The following is a 17,433-nucleotide window of genomic DNA, read 5'->3' as shown; positions in this document are numbered from 1 at the left end:
TATACGTCTGGACGTCCAGACTACCACGATTGTCAGAATGTGCATCCGGATGCTTATCGAATAAGCAGAAAATATTATCAAAAATTCGCATAAGAAATTTTTACTGCGTAAGCGCAAGGAAAGTGAGCGAAAATTACGGCACTATGTAAATACTAATGAGAACTACTATCAATTCGACGACGTTTTGATATTATTACGTTCAGATTTTGTGATTTGCGTCCTGGAGATACAGAGTGGGTAATAATTTGATGCAGACGGATCTCTCCGTTTGGGGCATGTATCAACATGCTGACATCGTAGTTAAGATTGTGATGATCGGCCTGATTCTGGCGTCCGTGATCACCTGGGCTATCTTCTTCAGCAAGAGCGCCGAACTTCTTTCACAAAAACGCCGCCTCAAGCGTGAGCAGAAGCAGCTGGCGGAAGCCCGTTCTCTGGATCAGGCTTCTGATATCACCTCATCCTTCCATGCGAAAAGCCTGACTACCCTGTTAGTGAACGAAGCGCAGAACGAGCTGGAACTCTCCGCAGGCAGTGAAGATAACGAAGGCATTAAAGAGCGTACCGGCTTCCGTCTGGAGCGTCGCGTTGCGGCCGTGGGTCGTCATATGGGCCGCGGTAACGGCTACCTAGCGACTATCGGCGCTATCTCCCCGTTCGTCGGCCTGTTCGGTACCGTCTGGGGCATCATGAACAGCTTTATCGGTATCGCCCAGACGCAGACCACTAACCTTGCGGTCGTCGCGCCGGGTATCGCAGAAGCGCTGCTGGCAACGGCTATCGGTCTGGTTGCCGCTATCCCGGCGGTTGTTATCTATAACATCTTCGCGCGCATGATTGGCAGTTACAAAGCCACACTGGGTGACGTTGCCGCGCAGGTTCTGCTGCTGCAAAGCCGCGATCTGGACCTGAACGCCAGCGCCGTTAAACCGGTTCATGCGGCGTCCAAACTGCGCGTAGGTTGATTGTATGGCAATGCGTCTTAATGAAAATCTGGACGATAACGGTGAAATGCATGAGATCAACGTGACGCCGTTTATCGACGTCATGCTGGTTCTGCTGATTATCTTTATGGTTGCCGCACCGCTGGCGACGGTGGACGTGAAGGTGAATCTGCCTGCGTCCTCCAGCCAGCCGCAGCCGCGTCCGGAAAAGCCTATCTACCTGTCCGTGAAGGCCGATAAGTCCATGTTCCTGGGCAACGATCCGGTAACGGATGCCTCGGTTATTCCGGCGCTGGACCAGCTCACCGGCGGCAAGAAAGACACCACCGTCTTCTTCCGCGCGGATAAAACCGTCGATTATGAAACCATGATGAAGGTAATGGACACGCTGCATCAGGCGGGATACCTGAAGATTGGTCTGGTCGGCGAAGAGAAAGCGGCCGCGAAGTAAAACGAAGGCTCTTGCAGCCTTGCCTGCCGGGTGGCGGCGTCGCCTTACCCGGCCTGCATTCCGCAACAATCATTGTTGTCTCACTCTGAAGGTGCCGTCGGCGCCTCTTCATCAAGCGCCACACAGGTCACGTTTGATGTACGGTAATTGCCTTCCGAGAGTTTACGGGTCAGGCGCAGGGTGGCTGTCTCGCGTGCCAGCAGGTACTGATAGTTCGCCTCCAGTCGCCCGAGGATCTTCTCTTTAAGCTCAGGACGCTGTTCAATAATGGCGTTCATCACCGCGCCGTATATCTCCTCCTTGGCCTGCAAGGCGTAAATCTCCCGACGGTTCTGCCATTTCAGGCGTACCAGCGTGGCCGGAATCGAAACCAAATCCTGCGTAATTCGCGTCATCTCGTCATTTTTTATCTTTTTCAGGGCATCGAGATTCTGCTTTAAGATAAATTCATCGCTTTTTTTATCATCTAAAGTCAAATAAACGTTATTACCGCTATCATCATTCACGTTAATCTTCCCCCAGGTTATAAAAAATGGGATTGTTTTTTTCACGCGTAATTAAATTAAGCCAAATTTCATTGCCGGCTTCATTTATTTGCTGCGTTTTCTCGACCATTATTTGACTTAGCGTCTGGGCGTCTATTTCCCCTTCGGCCTGTAAATCATTCAGCAGATGAACTAAGGCTTCAATCTTGATCGCGCGAAATAAACGCTCTTTTAAATGGCGATCGTGCTCTTCCAGCACCATATTACGGGATTTGCCAGTGCGTGAAACACCAATTAATATGTCGGCTTCATAGTCGGAGAGTTTTCTTTTTCCTTGAGTGAAATTCGCCTCTTTATCTGCTTCCGTCGAAGGCTGTTCCACAGGCGTAATGTGGTACTTTGCCGGGACAAGATTGTCGGGCAGCATTTTAATTTCCTTTAATTTCAAAAAGGTGGGGTTGGAAAAAGGGTGAGATTCGTTGACAATATCATGAGGCAATTTTAAAATCAAAAAAAATGGAGCCTACCCATGAACAGCATTTTCTTCACGGTCATAACGTTACTTTTACTGACCGCTGGCGTGCTTTTATTGATGCAAGAGTTCAATAAAACGAAAGTGTCAAAAGACGTCAGTGAACCGCCGCAGCCTGAATTGATGTCGAAAGAGGAGGGGGAAGATCATTTCTCCGTATTGATGAACGCCGTGACGCCGGTCTGGTACTGGCGAGTAAATCACGAATATATCGATTTCCTCCATGCGACAATTAAGCGAATGAAAATGGCCGAAATTAATGATACGCCCGGCCTGTTCGACGCGCAGCGCCGCTGTAGCGACCTTAATTCGGCGGTTTATAAATATTACGACAATATCAAAAAGCGCTGTCTGAATGGCGAGAAGGTGTCGTACTCCGATTTAGATGTATTAAATCTGCGCCAGTGTTTTCGCGAGTTTAGCCTGGAAGCCTACCCGGAACTGGTCGCGCTGGTCTGGCCGGAGTATGCGCGTCCGGATGTAGATCCCAACGAGGTATAGTTGAGATATACTCAGCGCTGGTTTCGTTTGCAGACAGGATTTTATGGAACGCTTCTTTGAAAACGCAATGTATGCCTCTCGCTGGCTGCTCGCACCCGTCTATTTTGGTCTCTCCCTGGCGCTGGTCGCCCTGACGATTAAGTTCTTTCAGGAGATATTCCACGTCCTGCCAAACATTTTCTCCGTGGCAGAAGCCGATTTGATTCTGGTTCTACTGTCGCTGGTAGATATGACGTTGGTGGGAGGATTACTGGTGATGGTGATGTTCTCCGGTTATGAGAATTTCGTCTCTCAGCTTGATATCGCCGAGCACAAAGAAAAGCTCAGCTGGCTGGGGAAAATGGACGCCTCATCGCTGAAGAATAAAGTCGCGGCGTCGATTGTTGCAATTTCGTCTATTCACCTGTTACGCGTCTTTATGGACGCGAAAAACGTCCCGGATAATAAGCTGATGTGGTATGTGATTATCCACCTGACGTTTGTGCTGTCGGCGTTTGTGATGGGGTATCTGGATAAGATCAGTAAGAAATAAATTCACCACGCCCCCTCTCCCTGTGGGAGAGGGGGCGTGGTAAGGGCAGCAGGCCGCACTATTTATCCGACGACGCCTGCCACAAATTCAGCGCACCATCCGCAACGTGCTGGTCAATCCGCATCAGTTCATCTTCGCTAAAGCGCAGGTTATTCAGCGCCTGAACGTTCTCTTCCAGCTGCTCCGGGCGGCTCGCGCCAATCAGTACCGACGTTACACGCTCATCTTTCAACAACCAGCTTAGCGCCATCTGCGCCATCGTCTGCCCGCGCGCGTGCGCCATCTCGTTCAGCAGACGAAGGCTGCTCAGGTTGGCTTCCGTCAGCATTTTCTCCGTCAGGCCGCGCACTTTTTTCCCTTCGCGCTGCATACGTGAACCGTCCGGAATGCCGTTCAGGTATTTTCCGGTGAGCAGGCCCTGTGCCAGCGGGGTAAAGGCGATACAGCCCGTTCCGTTTTTCTCCAGCGCGTCCAGCAGGCCGGTCTTGTCGACCCAGCGGTTAAGCAGGTTGTAAGACGGCTGGTGGATCAAAAGCGGGATCTTCCACTCGCGCAGCAATTCGGTCATCGCCGCCGTGCGTTCCGTGGAGTAAGACGAAATGCCGACATACAGCGCTTTACCGCTCTGCACCGCGTGTGCCAGCGCGGCGGCGGTCTCTTCCATCGGCGTGTTTTCGTCTACGCGGTGAGAATAGAAAATATCCACATACTCCACACCCATGCGGTTCAGGCTCTGGTCGAGGCTGGCGAGCAGGTACTTACGTGAACCGCCCGAACCATACGGTCCTGGCCACATGTCGTAGCCCGCTTTGGTGGAGATGATCAGCTCGTCACGATACCCGGCAAAATCCTCCCGCAGCAGGCGGCCAAAATTCTCTTCAGCGCTGCCCGGAGGGGGGCCGTAGTTGTTGGCAAGATCAAAGTGGGTAATGCCGAGATCGAAGGCCTTACGCAGCAGCGCGCGCTGGGAATCGAGCGGCTGAACGTGACCGAAGCTGTGCCACAGGCCCAGCGACAGTGCCGGTAAGCGCAGGCCGCTTTTGCCGCAGTATCGGTACTGCATGTTTTCGTATCGGCCGGTGTAAGGGTGCCAGGACATGATGTCTCCTTTCTTGTCGGTGAATTTTCGAAACAACGTTTTCATTCTATGCCGACTCGATAACGAAAAAAGTATATTTTCTACAGTATCTGCCGATAACGAGGGGAGTACTCGCCTCTGGGCGAATTCACCCTCACGGCAAGGAATACTCAATGAAGATGCTTCGTAATTTCACCATCCGTTTCGTCATGCTGACGATACTGGGGATCTTTTGTGTCATGTGGGCAGGCGTGGGGCTTTACAGCACCTGGTCTCTGTCTCGTGTTTCTGATGGTAATGACGTTGACCGCCAGCTGGTCCGGCAAATGACGGTGCTGAGCCAGGGCAACGATCAGTATTTCCGTTTCGTCACCCGCCTGAGCCGGGCAATGGAAGTTAAAGCGGCGGGCGGCACGCCGGACCTGGCTCCTGCTCAGCAGGCGCTGGATAACATGAGTAAAAAGCTGGCAGAGATGAAAGCTATCTCCCCGGGCCCGATGGATGAAAAGGTGTCTGCGCAGGTGATTTCCACCTGGCAGGCGCTGCTCGATCAGGGCGTTACACCGCAGATGGCGCAGGCGAAGCAGGCGACGCTCGAAGGCTATCGTCAGCATGCCAACAACGTCACGCCGCCGCTAAGCCGTGCATTCGGGTCAGCGGCTGAGAACTTTAACAATACCGCGGCGAAGGCGCTCGACAGCACGCGCGTGGTGGTCGACGGCCTCACCAGCATGACCCGGACGGTAATTATCACCGCCACGATCGTGGGTCTGCTGATCCTGCTGTTCACCGACCGCTACCTGGTGGCGATACTGGTAAAACCGCTGGATCGTATCCGTCAGCAGTTCCGCCAGATTGCGCAGGGCGACCTCAGCCAGCCGATTGAATCTTTGGGCCGCAACTGCGTGGGGCAACTGGTACCGCTGCTGAGTGCAATGCAGGACAGCCTGCGGGAGGCGGTCAGCACGATTCGTTCCGGCAGCGAGAATATCTGGCGCGGGGCAACGGAGATCTCCAGCGGGAATAACGATCTTTCTTCGCGTACCGAAGAGCAGGCCGCCGCGCTGGAAGAGACCGCGGCCAGCATGGAGCAGCTTACCGCAACGGTGAAGCTGAATGCCGAAAGCGCGCGCCAGGCCAGCCAGCTTGCGGATGTCGCCTCCAGCACGGCCAGCCGCGGCGGGTCGCTGGTGGAAGATGTGGTTACGACCATGAGCGGCATTTCGGACAGCTCGAAAAAAATCGCTGAAATCACCACCGTTATCAACAGCATCGCTTTCCAGACTAATATTCTGGCGCTGAACGCCGCGGTGGAAGCCGCCCGGGCCGGGGAGCAGGGGCGAGGCTTTGCGGTCGTGGCGGGTGAGGTACGTAATCTGGCCAGCCGCAGCGCGAATGCGGCCAAAGAGATCGAAGGGCTGATTGCGGATTCCGTTGCCCGCGTGGAGCAGGGGGCGCAACTGGTGAACGATACCGGCACCACGATGGAAGCAATCCTGCGCGACGTGACGGAAGTGACCGTCATTATGAAGCAGATCGCCACCGCGTCAGAGGAGCAGAGCAAAGGAATTTCTCAGGTCGGCGTTGCCATCACGCAGATGGACGGCGTGACCCAGCAGAACGCCTCGCTGGTGGAGCAGGTTTCCGCCGCCGCCGCCGCACTGGAACGGCAGACCGAAGAACTCCAGCGCTCAGTGCAGAAATTCCGTCTCACCGCGTAACCTCATCGTGTCAGGCCGTCTCTGGCGGCCTGACGTTTATCGCTCTGAATAATCTGTGTTACCTGCGACAGCTGACCAATTTTCACTTCGCTTGCCCGCATAAATTTACTTTTGTCGATCAGCAGCAGCGACTGGCTGGCGCGGTTTAACAGCAGCGCCTTAAAGCCCGCGTTGTGCTCGGACGGATCCCAGAGGACGCCATGCTCATCGACCCCTTCACACGAGAAGATAAACAGATCGATCTCCAGCCCTTTTAGCTGCGTCACCAGCGCCGGATTAACATAGCAGCGATACTTACGCTCAAGCGTTCCGCCGGAGCAGATAAGCGTGATCCGCTCGCGCTTTGCCATCTCGTGGCAGACAGGCAGGCTGTTGGTAAATACGGTGAGGTCGATGTCCGGCAACTGGCGCGCCAGATGAAAGCAGGTTGAGCTGGCGTCGAGGGCGATGGTCATCCCTTCGCTGATCCAGCCCAGCGCGTGGCGGGCAATATCGGCTTTGTCGGCATAATGGCTTTTCAGGCGTGCGCCAAAGGGTTCACCGCTGTCGCGGCTGTCCGGGTGAATCAGACGCGCGCGCCCGTGCTGGCGCAGAAGCTTCCCCTGCTGCTGCAACGACTTCAGATCCCGGCGGATCGTCTCTTTGCTGACGGAGAGCTTTTCAGCCAGCACCTCGGTAGTCAGCCAGTCGCTTTGACTCAGCAGGGTGATAAGGCTCTGCTGTCGGGTCGCTTTTAGCGTCTGGTCTGACATACGAGGCTCCTTGCGCACGCGTGCTGACGCATTTTTCTCATCGCGGAATAAGGGCGGCGAACCGCCCGGTCATGGATCAGGCCTGACGTTTATCTTCCGTCTGGGTATCGAAGTCGCTTGCTGAATGACGCTCATGCAACTGCTCGTTCAGCTCGCCGTTGGTACGGTTAACAATGCGCCCGCGTTTCACGGCCGGACGATTCGCCACATCTTTTGCCCAGCGCTGCACGTTGGTGTACTTCCCGGCATCCAGGAACTCGGCGGCGTTATAGACGCTGCCCAGCGCCACGCAGCCAAACCATGGCCAGACTGCCATATCCGCAATGGTATATTCCTCACCCGCTACGTAACGACCGCGCGCCAGCTGTTTGTCCAGCACGTCGAACAGGCGTTTAGCTTCCATGGTGAAGCGATCGATAGCGTACTCAATCTTCACTGGCGCGTAGTTATAGAAGTGGCCAAAACCGCCGCCGAGGAACGGGGCCGCGCCCTGTAACCAGAACAGCCAGTTCAGGGTTTCCGTTCGTCCTGCCGGATCTTTTGGCAGGAAGTGACCAAATTTCTCGGCCAGATAGAGCAGGATATTGCCGGATTCAAAGACGCGCGTCGGCGGGGTGGTGGAGTGGTCACGCAGGGCCGGGATCTTCGAGTTCGGGTTCACGTCGACAAAACCGCTGGAGAACTGATCGCCCTCGCCAATGCGGATCAACCATGCGTCGTATTCCGCGCCCGTCACGCCCAGCGCCAGCAGCTCTTCCAGCATGATGGTAACTTTCTGTCCATTCGGCGTACCGAGAGAGTACAGCTGGAGCGGGTGCGCGCCCACAGGTAGCTCTTTCTCGTGCGTCGCGCCCGAGACGGGACGGTTGATATTGGCGAACGCGCCGCCGTTATTCTGTTTCCATTCCCACACTTTCGGTGGCTGATAGGTGTTATCTGACATGTTGGCCTGCCTCTTTGGTGTTGTGTTGAGGCAGTGTAGCAGGAGATGCAGGAACCGTTTAACGATGCGAGCGTAATGGGCAGGGCGGGTGTATGATAACGCCACCTCTGTCAGTTAATTACAACGTGCAGACGACGACAACCCCACAAAAAAATTGCCGCCTGCCTGTTTTAGGTTGGACACATGCGTAAAGGAACGTTAAGCAGTGACGCCCCCTTCGGGACGTTATTAGGTTATGCGCCGGGTGGCGTGGCGATTTACTCTTCAAATTACGGCAGTCTCGATCCGCGTCACTACCCGGAAGATGCGGAATTCCGCAGCTATATCGGCAACGAGTACATGGGCCATAAATGGCAGTGCGTTGAGTTTGCGCGCCGTTTCCTGTTTCTCAATCACGGGTTTGTCTTTACCGACGTCGGGATGGCGTGGGAGATCTTCTCCCTGCGTTTTTTGCGCCAGGTGGTAAACGACAATATTCTGCCGCTACAGGCCTTTGCCAATGGCTCAAAACGCGCGCCGCAGGCCGGTGCGCTGCTCATCTGGCAAAAGGGCGGTGAGTTTCATGAGACCGGCCACGTCGCCGTCATTACCCAGCTGCTGGATGACAGAGTGCGCATTGCCGAGCAGAACGTTATTCACTCCCCGCTGCCGATGGGGCAGCAGTGGACGCGCGAGCTGCGTCTGAGCGTGGAGGACGGTTGCTATACGCTTCATGACACGTTCAACGATACCGAGATCCTCGGCTGGATGATCCAGACGGAGGAGACGGAACACAGTATTCCTCAGCCGGAGATCGACGGTGAACTGCTGAAAATCAGCGGCGCGCGGTTGAAGAACAACCGCCAGTTCGACGGAAAATGGCTCAATGAAAACGACGCCCTGCAACAGGCGTACGTTCGCGCCAACGGCCACGTTATCAACAACGATCCCTGCCAGTACTTCACCATTACCGAAAGCGCCGAGCAGGAGCTGATCAAAGCCACCAACGAACTGCACCTGATGTACCTTCATGCCACCGACAAGGTGCTGAAAGACGACAGCTTACTCGCGCTTTTCGACATCCCAAAAATCCTCTGGCCGCGTCTGCGCCTCTCCTGGCAGTGGCGTCGCCACCATATGATCACCGGTCGTATGGATTTCTGCATGGATGAGCGCGGCATTAAGGTTTACGAGTACAACGCGGATTCCGCCTCCTGCCATACCGAGGGCGGGCTGATTCTTGAAGAGTGGGTGAAAAACGGCTATCGCGGCACCGGCCACAATCCGGCGGAAGGCTTGCTGGAGGAGCTGACCGGCGCATGGAAGCACAGCCACGCGCGGCCGTTCGTCCATATCATGCAGGACAACGATATTGAAGAGGATTACCACGCGCTCTTTATTCAGCGCTCGCTGATCCAGGCCGGGTTTGAAACCAAAATCCTGCATGGACTGGGCGCGCTGAGCTGGGATGCCGCCGGGCAACTGATTGATGATGAAGGCCGTCACGTTAACTGCGTATGGAAAACCTGGGCCTGGGAAACGGCGATTGAGCAGATCCGCGAGGTGAGCGAAACCGAGTACGCCGCCGTGCCTATCCGCACCGGTCACCCGCAAGGTGAAGTGCGCCTGATTGACGTCCTGCTGCGCCCGGAAGTGCTGGTCTTTGAACCGCTGTGGACGGTGATCCCAGGTAACAAGGCGATCCTGCCGGTGCTGTGGCAGCTCTTCCCGAACCACCGTTACCTGCTGGATACCGATTTTGAGGTCAACGATCTGCTCAAACGGACCGGTTATGCCGTTAAACCGATCGCCGGACGCTGCGGGAGCAATATCGCTCTGATCGGCGCCCAGGACGAACTGCTGGACCAGTCCAGCGGCAAGTTTGTTGACCGCAAGAATATCTACCAGCAGCTATGGTGCCTGCCGAAGGTTGACGGCAGATACATTCAGGTCTGCACCTTTACCGTGGGCGGGAATTATGGCGGAACCTGCCTGCGTGGGGATAACTCGCTGGTGGTGAAGAAAGAGAGCGATATTGAACCGCTGATTGTGGTGAAGGATAACTAATTCATACCCGCGACAAAAAAGCCCCCGCCGGATAACCTGCGGGGGCTTTTTCTTACTCTTCTTTCTCGTCCTGCTGCTCGCTGATCTTCAAATCAATGATCCGGCCAATCTGGTCATGGTAAACCGTCAGCAGGTTGTACTGGCTCATCTCGGACATAATTTGCGGCGTGACGTTAAAACTTTGGGCAAGCTCGTCATGGCGCAACATTTCCGGATGACGCCGCCTCACATGCGCGCGGCGGCGATTGTACTGATACCACAGGATCAGCAGCCAGCCGTTGAACGCGGCAATCAGCAGATAAACCAGCACTGTATTAAAAGAGGCGATAATTGCGTTCCAGCGGTGATCGCCCTCCTCGGTTAACTGCATCCACAGCCTGGCGTACAGGAAAAACAGGAATCCTCCCCAGGCTATCAGCGTTAATGCAGCATCGAAAAGACGCGGTGCCAGCCGATGTTCAGTCAAAATTAACGTACTCTCGTTCATTGAATGCTCCCTTTACCCCGGTCCGGACTGATCCAGCGCGCGCGGGCGCGTTTACGTTTAAGCATGACTTTCGGAAATGCCACGAGGGTGGTAAACAGGCCAATCATCCAGTACACCATCGGGAACCAGATTACCCAGAACAGCGAGCCTGCCACTTTCCGCTCGTAGCGCCGCTCGATATACAAACTGACGAGGAATTGCAGCAGGCACATTACGCCCAGCAGCAGCCCGGTAAACGCCGGGGGAAACAGGCTCGCAACGGCCAGGTTCGCGGGAAGAGGGATAATATGGCTGAGAATGAACAACACCACGGTCGCCCCATAGGCAAATGCCCACAGCGTTGATAGGGCGTACTCGAGAAACAGGGGCCACATGCGATGATGCTCCCAGCGGGCCATCTTGCGCAGGTTAACCAGAAACACCTCTGCACCCCCCTGCGCCCAGCGCAGACGCTGTTTCCACAGTCCCTTTAGCGTCTCCGGCATCAGGATCCAGCACAGTGCCCGCGGCTCGAAAAAGATATCCCAGTGGCGAAGCTGAAGCTTCCAGCTTATGTCGATATCCTCTGTGATCATATCCGGGCTCCAGTACCCGACATCCGCCAGCGCCTGTCGGCGAAAGGCGGCGATGACGCCGGAGACGGTAAAGACCCGGCCATAGATCCGCTGCGTTCGCTTGATGAGGCCAATAATGGAAGAAAACTCGCCCACCTGAATACGACCAATCAGCGTTGAGCGCGTGCGAATACGCGGATTTCCGGTGACGGCCCCAACGTGGGGATACTGAATCAGCGGTGCCACCAGATACGCCGCGGTGTCGCGGTCGAGCAGGGCGTCGCCGTCAATGCAGACCAACAGATCGCCCCGGGCCGCCGCAGCGCCGGCCTTGAGCGCCACGGCTTTCCCCTGGTTCTCCGCGAGATTAATCACCCGCAGGCGCGGCTGCTCCCGCGCCAGCTGTTGCAGTACCTCCGCCGTGTTATCAGAAGAACCGTCGTTGATGGCGATAACTTCTACATTCCAGTACCGCTGATCCAGCGCGGCGCTAATGGTCTCCCGTGCGTTGCGTTCCTCATTGAAGCAGGGAATAAGAATCGAGATTAACGGCTCACCGGCTAAGGCGGGGGCGGGTGTTGCGTTATCCCACGACCAGTGCCGTTCAAGCTGAAACCAGAAATAGAGGCCGCCGGTTACCCAGAGCACGGACATAAACAGCGGCCAGAAAAAGACAAAGTCCAGAATCAGTTCGCCAGTAAACAGCGCGGCTACGCCTAACGGCAACCCGAATACCAGACACAAAATAGAGAAGGCGATAATGCGATCAGTCATTGTCAGGATACCAGTACGAAGAAAATTCAGGTCTGATACGCGAAATATCAGGTTGGTTGTTGAGGAAGTCGTCGGGGTAATAACCGTAATTTTTGATGCCGTTCAGCTGGAGCACCCGCATCCACTCCACCAGACGTTCATCGGCTACGGCACGCTGCGGTTTCTGCGCCCAGTCCCTGGCCTGTAGCTCAAAAATCGTTTTATTCAGCGCGCCGGGGCGTGCGGCGACGGCTTTGACTAAACGCGTCAGCCAGGCATTGCTCTCTTCTGCCGGGACGGACTCCATCAGTGGCATTGCCATCGGCACCGTCCAGTCGTAGGCCGCCAGAAAATCATCCAGATTTTGCGCAAACCATGCCTCGCTTTCCGGCTCAAGAATGGGTAACGCGAACATGTTCCGCGCGGTTTTGATCTGCGGGCCACGGATGTTTTTCACCGCCTGGCTCAGGGTGCGGGTAAAGCCGATAAGCCGCTGGCTCTTCTGCCGGGTCGTATCCTGTCCTGCATCGTCAACGTCCGTCAGCACTGCGTCGTCATGGAACAAGATCCCGTTGAAGCTGGCATAGCGGGCCAGATCTTCATAGATCTCCGTCACCTGCTGGCGAACCTGCGGACTCCAGGGGGAGAGCCGGATATAGGGCTCGGCGGCCACGGTCAACTCTCCCGTTTGACGCTCACGGCGCTGCACGCGCGGCAAGGCTGGACTGAGATCGAAAGAGAGAACCGGCATCCACGCGAAGACTTTCACTCCCGCGCGGGTTTGTAGCTGCCAGGCGACAAAATTAAAGAGATCGGCCCGGACCGGAAGACGACGGTTGGGGAAATAGAGCGCGCTGATCCTGCCGTCGCCCCGCGGATCCGAAAACGCCTGGAGAAACACATGGCTGATTTTCATGTCGTAGACCCGCTGGACGAGTTTGTTGATGTTTTTCGTCTGCTGGGCCGGATCGGGATCGTAGACGTAATCAAGATCAACATGCATGACGCGCACCGGTTCAAACTCCTGAACGCGGCTAACCGTGTTGGCAAAGGTTTTTATCGACGGATTTCCGGCAATCAGCAGGCGCGGGATGTTGCCGAGGTCGCGCACGTTTGCCAGCCCGTCCTCCAGGGTAAAGGCCAGCTGATAGCCCTGTTTCTGGGCGATAGCGAGCGATGTACCGTTGGCCGCCCCATAGGGCCACACCCAGGCACGCGGCGCTTTTCCCGTCACCTGGGTGATTTTATCGGTGACTTTCCGTACGTCTGCGGCGATCCGCTGATTGAAGTGTTCATCGGTTTCGTAATGCCCCGTCGCGTTATCAAAAAAACGGTTAGCGATGGCGGGTTCACGGCTTCCCTGCGGGTTGGCCGGAATGCCGTAATGCGAGGCCCAGGTATGCGAGCCAATCTCAATCAGCGGGGACTGGCTGAGCTCGCGAACCATATCCCAGGTGGCAAAGCGATCGCGGGGCGTCATCAGACCGCCGAAGTTAACTTTTTGATTTGCCGGCGTATCCACCCAGCTGCCCACCGGTGCCCACAGCGCAGGAACGTTCCAGGCCTGAAGCAGGGGCCAGACCCGGGTGTAAAAACTGCTATAACCGTCGTCGAAGCTGAGCAAAACGGCTTTCGGCGGCAGCGCTTTTTTTCCTTCATGCGCATCCAGAATGTCCTGCACGCTAACGGCGTGATAGCCGTTGTGCAAAAGCCAGCTTATCTGCTCGTTTAACGCGCTGGTGCGAACGGAGAGGTAGCGCTGATCGGCGGCATCATCTTCGACGTCGTGGTAGGCCAGGACCAAAAACTGATTCTCCGGCCAGGGTTTGCTGGCCTCCAGCTGCGGCCTCTCTTCAGGGGCCATAAAGGAGAGCGGCTGCGCGCAGAGGCTCGCGCTGAGGCAGAGCCAGCCGATGACGATCAGGCTTATAGAAAAACGTGTGTTCAGCATATTCATCCTTAAAAGCGTAAAGTCGCATCTAACGTGACGGAGAGATTGCTCTCGCGTTTGCCGTCGTAAGGGCGCTTATCCCAGTTCAGCATCACGCCAGTATCGACAACGTTGTTCCACTGGATGCGTTGCCCGTAACCCAGCAGGGTAACGGCGCCAGGTGACTGATTTTTCTGCCAGTAGCTGCCCCCGCCTGCCTCGAACTGCTGGCTCCAGAGAGTGTCGTAGTGGCGGTACATCTCATGGTCAACGGACAGGGCAGCCGTCACGGACAGCTCCCGTGCCGGGTTGTAATAGAGCGTATTCCGCAGGCTGTTTTTACTGGCGGCGATCCCCGGTTCGAGCTCCAGCGTCAGGGTCGGGGTCTGCCAGAGACGCTCTTTCCCAGAGAGGGTGTATTCCTGACGGCGGTTGTGGTCTGAGAAGCGGCTGATTGCGGCGTTGAACTGGTATTCACGTCGCTCGTTTTGATACCAGCGCACCCCACCTTCACCCCGGTTGGCGCTAATCCCATTGCGTAATGCCCGTAAGGGTGTGGCGCGTGACAAGCGCTCGAGGTTACCACTGACCTGCCAGTTATCACTCAGGCTGTAAGTTGTTGAGAGCCGTGCGCCCGGCCTGTTTTTGCCGTGATAGTGGTTGCCGGAGAGCTCGGCTTCGAGCGTGAGGTCACGGGGGCGCCACTCAACGCCGCCCAACAGGTGGCGGCTGATGCCTTTACCTTCGTCGAAATTCCCCTGGGCATAGCGGGTGCCGGCAAACAGCCGCCAGTTATCCGCCACGGGCGGGCCATAGAGCGTGGCGTCCCAGTTCATGTCGTGGCTTCCGCTGACGGGGTTATCTGAGTGCAATCCTTTACCCGCCTTCAGACGCAGCTCAGACATATGGTGGACCATTCTGAGTCTGTCCAGGCGACGGGCGCTGCGATCGGCGGGGGCGCGAGCAATTACGTTATCAGCCAGTGAATCCATCTGGCGCCACTCCTGAAGGTCCATTGCGACGTAAGCCTGCTGTTTTTCAAGCTCCAGATTCGTGGGTTCGAGCGTCTCTGCTCGTTTAAGCTTTTGCTCGGCCGCACGCGGCAGGCCTCTGGCCTGAAGCAGGGCGGCATAATCAATCTGTAATCCCTGATTTCCCGGCGCCGTTGACGCCAGACGATACGACAGCTTTTCGGCCTCCGGCAGGGCGTTGGTTGCCAGCAAATAGTTAAATTTGAGTGACTGCCCGGTAAGCCACCGATCGTTTGGCTGGGCGGTGGGGGACCCGAAATCGTAGCGGGTCCAGGGAACGCTGCGGGTCTCGCGCTCAACGTAGCGGCGGGCGGCCTGATATTGCCCCGTATCCAGCCAGGCGTAGAAAAGCGCATGCTCCTCATCCTGCGGATCGGAGGCGTAGTGTGGATAGCGTTGCACAAGCGAGAAGGCGGCAACGGTGTTTTTCTCCTGCAAATATGCAGAGATCACCCAGCCGATGGCCCAGTCCGGCACCGGATGCTGTGCGGCCGTCAGCGACTCATATTCGCTAATGACCTGCTGGTAATTACCCTGCGCATACAGGGCGCCAAGCCGATCGATACGGGCAAGGATGACGTCTTCAGCCGCCTGCGGGTCGTTTTGCCAGCGGGAAAGCAGGGCGTGATAGCGATCTAATGCGTTTTGTGCCAGCCGCAGGCGCTCTTTCTCCGTTCTGCCAGGCACATCCGCCAGGCGTACCCGTTCAGCCGCGGCGTTACGCTCAAGGCGGCGGCGCTCCGCAGGAGAGAGCGCCGCGTTTTGTGACAGCCAGAGTGCGGGCGTGCTTACCCGGTTATCCGTTAGCGCATCGATCGTCTCGCGAAGAAGGGCCTCATTCCCTGGCGCGGCGCTCAGCGCGCGCATGTCAGCCAGCAGCCGATCCCTGTTTTTTCCCTGGCGCATCCAGACATAGGAGAGCGTCTCAAGGTGCGCGGGAGAAGGATTGTCTTTAACCAGCTGCCGGGCTTCCGAAAGCGCGAGGCGATCTTTGCGGGCATCGGCCAGAGTCTTCACATAGCCGATGCGGTAATCGTCGTTATCCGGCGCAAGGCTGAGCGCCTCTTTCCACAGCGATAAGGCGGATGGCCAGGCTTTTTGGTTTCTTCTGGACTGGGCGACGGCAGCGATGGCGCGAGCGGGCAGCGGCATATAAATACCATAACGCTGCCAGACCCGGATAACTTCGTCATCGCATCCTGCCCAGGAGGCTACCTGTAACCAGTCCGCAACCTGTCCGGGTGTTAAAGCATGTTGTTGCTCATAGCGCTGTAGGTAATCAAGAAACAGAGCGTAATTACCGTTACGTGCCTGTTGTATCTGATGCTCATAAACGGATTCATCAGCCTGAACCAGAACAGGAAAGAGTAAAAGCAGGAACAATAATATTGTGGTGCGATAAAAGAATAACGTAGTGAAGCTAAGCGATCTTTCCATATCTATTTGCCATTTGTTTATTGTGAATCCATTGCATAACACGGCCGCCTTTTAACTCTGCGTTAAAGGGCATAAAGGAGAACATTAAATCTGAATGATGCTACGTTATGGGGTACTTACTTAAAGGTAATTATGAGCCCTCATCTCAGCGGTCTGATTGGGCTTAATGTACACCCGATGTGTTGGGGGATAAATAAGTTGAAAAGCGGCTGGGAGGTTTTGAGATAATTCTGGGAGAAGTAAGTTTTTTAGATAATTTAGTGCAGAGTTGATGTTTTTAATTAATTGATATTAAATGATTTTTCTTTCTCTGCTTCCTGTTTTGTTATATTCAAAATGAAGTTCTTCTGAGTTAATTAAAGTACTTTCTGGTGCATGTTTGGGAAGTTTCATGACAAAAATTCTTAATGTTCAGAGAAGTGACTTTTCTGAAATTCTTTTTTATTTATAATTAACGCCAGGCATTGAGTGATAGTCTGCAAAAAGTCTAGCTCACCAATGTCATATTGAGGGATGATCAAAGCCAGAAAACATTTGCCGTTAATGTAAAACGCTATAAACGAAAGCGTTCTTGTTTCTTAAGAGGCGGGCTTGCTTTAATCTAAAAGGGATGGTTAGTGGCGACTTCAATAGTGTTAGTGACTCAGGATTGTTTCCTTGTCAGGGGGATGCGGCTATTTTTCCCGGATATAATTTGCCTCAGTTCGATAGACAGAAACATATTTGATACCGACGCAAATGAATATACTGTACTGATTGATAGCCGTACGCCGCTCCGTTTATATGATTACCTGATACGCCATCCGGCCAGAACGAGAAAAACGATCTGCTGCGTTATGCTGGATATGCGTCCTCGAGAGGAGGATCTTCTCAGTATGAAGCTGTTTATGAACACGTCGCTTACGGCTCCGGATATGGCGTCGTTATTTAATCTGGTGCTTGATATGAAAGGCAGGCGTCTGACAACCAAATGGCTGCTTAACTTACGGCTGAGTCGACACGAAGCGATAATGATCCGGTTGCTGAAGGCAGGGAGGTCAATGGAAGAGATTGCAGATAAGCTGAATATGTCGGTTAAAAGCCTCTATCGCAAGCGAACGGTGCTGTCAGAGCGGTTAGGGGCAGGGAACTTCAACGAGGCGTGTTTGTTTATCTTTAAAAACAAACTGCTGGACGCGGTTGGGAACGATCCCTAGCCTCGTCAGAAGCCAAAAGCAGAAACCCGCCACGAGGGCGGGTTCTTTTAATGGAAATAA

Annotated in this window: 16 protein-coding genes; 7 read left to right on the top strand and 9 right to left on the bottom strand. The window is 55.1% G+C overall.

Annotated features, from left to right (window positions below):
- Nucleotides 1-233 precede the first annotated feature (233 nt).
- Together exbB and exbD are read left to right on the top strand one after the other, a co-directional pair.
- Complete coding sequence (exbB, locus tag DD597_RS10745) at nt 234-965, top strand: tol-pal system-associated acyl-CoA thioesterase (RefSeq protein ID WP_003862482.1); 732 nt, start codon at nt 234-236, stop codon at nt 963-965.
- A 4-nt stretch (nt 966-969) separates the two neighbouring features.
- On the top strand, nt 970-1,395 hold the full coding sequence (gene exbD / locus DD597_RS10740) for a TonB system transport protein ExbD (RefSeq protein ID WP_001251472.1): 426 nt from the start codon (nt 970-972) through the stop codon (nt 1,393-1,395).
- An 80-nt stretch (nt 1,396-1,475) separates the two neighbouring features.
- On the opposite strand, the gene DD597_RS10735 is transcribed toward exbD, so the two are convergent.
- Together DD597_RS10735 and DD597_RS10730 are read right to left on the bottom strand one after the other, a co-directional pair.
- Nucleotides 1,476-1,901 (bottom strand): hypothetical protein, encoded by a 426-nt coding sequence (locus DD597_RS10735; RefSeq protein WP_003862479.1) that lies wholly within the window; start codon nt 1,899-1,901, stop codon nt 1,476-1,478.
- 1 nt (nt 1,902) lies between these two features.
- Complete coding sequence (locus tag DD597_RS10730) at nt 1,903-2,307, bottom strand: hypothetical protein (protein WP_045335726.1); 405 nt, start codon at nt 2,305-2,307, stop codon at nt 1,903-1,905.
- A 102-nt stretch (nt 2,308-2,409) separates the two neighbouring features.
- Here DD597_RS10730 and DD597_RS10725 point away from each other — a divergent pair, with 102 nt between their 5' ends.
- On the top strand, nt 2,410-2,913 hold the full coding sequence (locus tag DD597_RS10725; protein ID WP_003862475.1) for an ESA_00282 family adhesion-associated protein: 504 nt from the start codon (nt 2,410-2,412) through the stop codon (nt 2,911-2,913).
- A 43-nt stretch (nt 2,914-2,956) separates the two neighbouring features.
- Nucleotides 2,957-3,445 carry a TIGR00645 family protein gene (locus DD597_RS10720; RefSeq protein ID WP_003862473.1) on the top strand — a complete coding sequence of 163 codons (489 nt, stop codon included), beginning with the start codon at nt 2,957-2,959 and terminating at the stop codon, nt 3,443-3,445.
- A gap of 58 nt (nt 3,446-3,503) precedes the next feature.
- On the opposite strand, the gene DD597_RS10715 is transcribed toward DD597_RS10720, so the two are convergent.
- On the bottom strand, nt 3,504-4,544 hold the full coding sequence (locus DD597_RS10715) for an aldo/keto reductase (protein WP_129256172.1): 1,041 nt from the start codon (nt 4,542-4,544) through the stop codon (nt 3,504-3,506).
- A gap of 152 nt (nt 4,545-4,696) precedes the next feature.
- Between DD597_RS10715 and DD597_RS10710 the strand changes: the two genes are divergently transcribed.
- A complete protein-coding gene (locus DD597_RS10710; RefSeq protein WP_003862469.1) occupies nt 4,697-6,244 on the top strand; it encodes a methyl-accepting chemotaxis protein in 1,548 nt (515 codons plus the stop codon).
- A gap of 2 nt (nt 6,245-6,246) precedes the next feature.
- Here the strand turns inward: DD597_RS10710 and fucR are convergent, their stop codons facing one another.
- Nucleotides 6,247-6,996 carry an L-fucose operon activator gene (gene fucR / locus DD597_RS10705; RefSeq protein ID WP_023314843.1) on the bottom strand — a complete coding sequence of 250 codons (750 nt, stop codon included), beginning with the start codon at nt 6,994-6,996 and terminating at the stop codon, nt 6,247-6,249.
- Between the two features lie 76 nt (nt 6,997-7,072).
- The gene (gene yghU / locus DD597_RS10700; RefSeq protein WP_023314842.1) at nt 7,073-7,939 is read right to left on the bottom strand and encodes a glutathione-dependent disulfide-bond oxidoreductase; all 867 of its coding nucleotides are present in this window, start codon (nt 7,937-7,939) and stop codon (nt 7,073-7,075) included.
- A 183-nt stretch (nt 7,940-8,122) separates the two neighbouring features.
- On the opposite strand from yghU, the gene gss reads away from it, so the two are divergent.
- Nucleotides 8,123-9,985 carry a bifunctional glutathionylspermidine amidase/synthase gene (gss, locus tag DD597_RS10695; protein ID WP_129256171.1) on the top strand — a complete coding sequence of 621 codons (1,863 nt, stop codon included), beginning with the start codon at nt 8,123-8,125 and terminating at the stop codon, nt 9,983-9,985.
- Between the two features lie 52 nt (nt 9,986-10,037).
- Here gss and pgaD read toward each other — a convergent pair whose 3' ends face one another.
- Genes pgaD through pgaA form a run of 4 tightly spaced genes read right to left on the bottom strand, consistent with a single transcriptional unit; the run spans nt 10,038 to nt 16,177 of the window.
- Complete coding sequence (gene pgaD, locus DD597_RS10690; RefSeq protein WP_003862463.1) at nt 10,038-10,472, bottom strand: poly-beta-1,6-N-acetyl-D-glucosamine biosynthesis protein PgaD; 435 nt, start codon at nt 10,470-10,472, stop codon at nt 10,038-10,040.
- Nucleotides 10,469-11,800, bottom strand: coding sequence for a poly-beta-1,6-N-acetyl-D-glucosamine synthase (gene pgaC / locus DD597_RS10685; RefSeq protein ID WP_023314840.1), 1,332 nt, complete (start codon nt 11,798-11,800; stop codon nt 10,469-10,471). Before pgaC ends, pgaD begins: the two co-directional genes overlap by 4 nt.
- Nucleotides 11,793-13,730 (bottom strand): poly-beta-1,6-N-acetyl-D-glucosamine N-deacetylase PgaB, encoded by a 1,938-nt coding sequence (gene pgaB, locus DD597_RS10680; protein WP_129256170.1) that lies wholly within the window; start codon nt 13,728-13,730, stop codon nt 11,793-11,795. Before pgaB ends, pgaC begins: the two co-directional genes overlap by 8 nt.
- Nucleotides 13,731-13,738: 8 nt before the next feature.
- Nucleotides 13,739-16,177 carry a poly-beta-1,6 N-acetyl-D-glucosamine export porin PgaA gene (pgaA, locus tag DD597_RS10675; RefSeq protein WP_129256169.1) on the bottom strand — a complete coding sequence of 813 codons (2,439 nt, stop codon included), beginning with the start codon at nt 16,175-16,177 and terminating at the stop codon, nt 13,739-13,741.
- A gap of 668 nt (nt 16,178-16,845) precedes the next feature.
- Between pgaA and DD597_RS10670 the strand changes: the two genes are divergently transcribed.
- Nucleotides 16,846-17,373: a LuxR C-terminal-related transcriptional regulator gene (locus DD597_RS10670; protein WP_003862459.1), complete on the top strand. Its 528-nt coding sequence runs from the start codon at nt 16,846-16,848 to the stop codon at nt 17,371-17,373.
- Nucleotides 17,374-17,433: the final 60 nt, after the last annotated feature.

Origin of the sequence: Enterobacter cloacae complex sp. 677-3DZ2D5B (genome assembly GCF_004136695.1) — a bacterium.
Classification (GTDB): Bacteria; Pseudomonadota; Gammaproteobacteria; order Enterobacterales; family Enterobacteriaceae; genus Enterobacter; species Enterobacter hormaechei_C.
This window is presented reverse-complemented; position numbering and strand designations above follow the sequence as displayed.

Bases quoted from the DNA above. Each gene is read 5' to 3' on its own strand.
- exbD (WP_001251472.1), top strand. From the start codon at position 970: ATGGCAATGCGTCTTAATGAAAATCTGGACGATAACGGTGAAATGCAT.
- DD597_RS10730 (WP_045335726.1), bottom strand. From the start codon at position 2,307: ATGCTGCCCGACAATCTTGTCCCGGCAAAGTACCACATTACGCCTGTG.
- DD597_RS10725 (WP_003862475.1), top strand. From the start codon at position 2,410: ATGAACAGCATTTTCTTCACGGTCATAACGTTACTTTTACTGACCGCT.
- DD597_RS10720 (WP_003862473.1), top strand. From the start codon at position 2,957: ATGGAACGCTTCTTTGAAAACGCAATGTATGCCTCTCGCTGGCTGCTC.
- DD597_RS10715 (WP_129256172.1), bottom strand. From the start codon at position 4,544: ATGTCCTGGCACCCTTACACCGGCCGATACGAAAACATGCAGTACCGA.
- DD597_RS10710 (WP_003862469.1), top strand. From the start codon at position 4,697: ATGAAGATGCTTCGTAATTTCACCATCCGTTTCGTCATGCTGACGATA.
- fucR (WP_023314843.1), bottom strand. From the start codon at position 6,996: ATGTCAGACCAGACGCTAAAAGCGACCCGACAGCAGAGCCTTATCACC.
- yghU (WP_023314842.1), bottom strand. From the start codon at position 7,939: ATGTCAGATAACACCTATCAGCCACCGAAAGTGTGGGAATGGAAACAG.
- gss (WP_129256171.1), top strand. From the start codon at position 8,123: ATGCGTAAAGGAACGTTAAGCAGTGACGCCCCCTTCGGGACGTTATTA.
- pgaD (WP_003862463.1), bottom strand. From the start codon at position 10,472: ATGAACGAGAGTACGTTAATTTTGACTGAACATCGGCTGGCACCGCGT.
- pgaC (WP_023314840.1), bottom strand. From the start codon at position 11,800: ATGACTGATCGCATTATCGCCTTCTCTATTTTGTGTCTGGTATTCGGG.
- pgaB (WP_129256170.1), bottom strand. From the start codon at position 13,730: ATGCTGAACACACGTTTTTCTATAAGCCTGATCGTCATCGGCTGGCTC.
- pgaA (WP_129256169.1), bottom strand. From the start codon at position 16,177: ATGGAAAGATCGCTTAGCTTCACTACGTTATTCTTTTATCGCACCACA.
- DD597_RS10670 (WP_003862459.1), top strand. From the start codon at position 16,846: ATGCGGCTATTTTTCCCGGATATAATTTGCCTCAGTTCGATAGACAGA.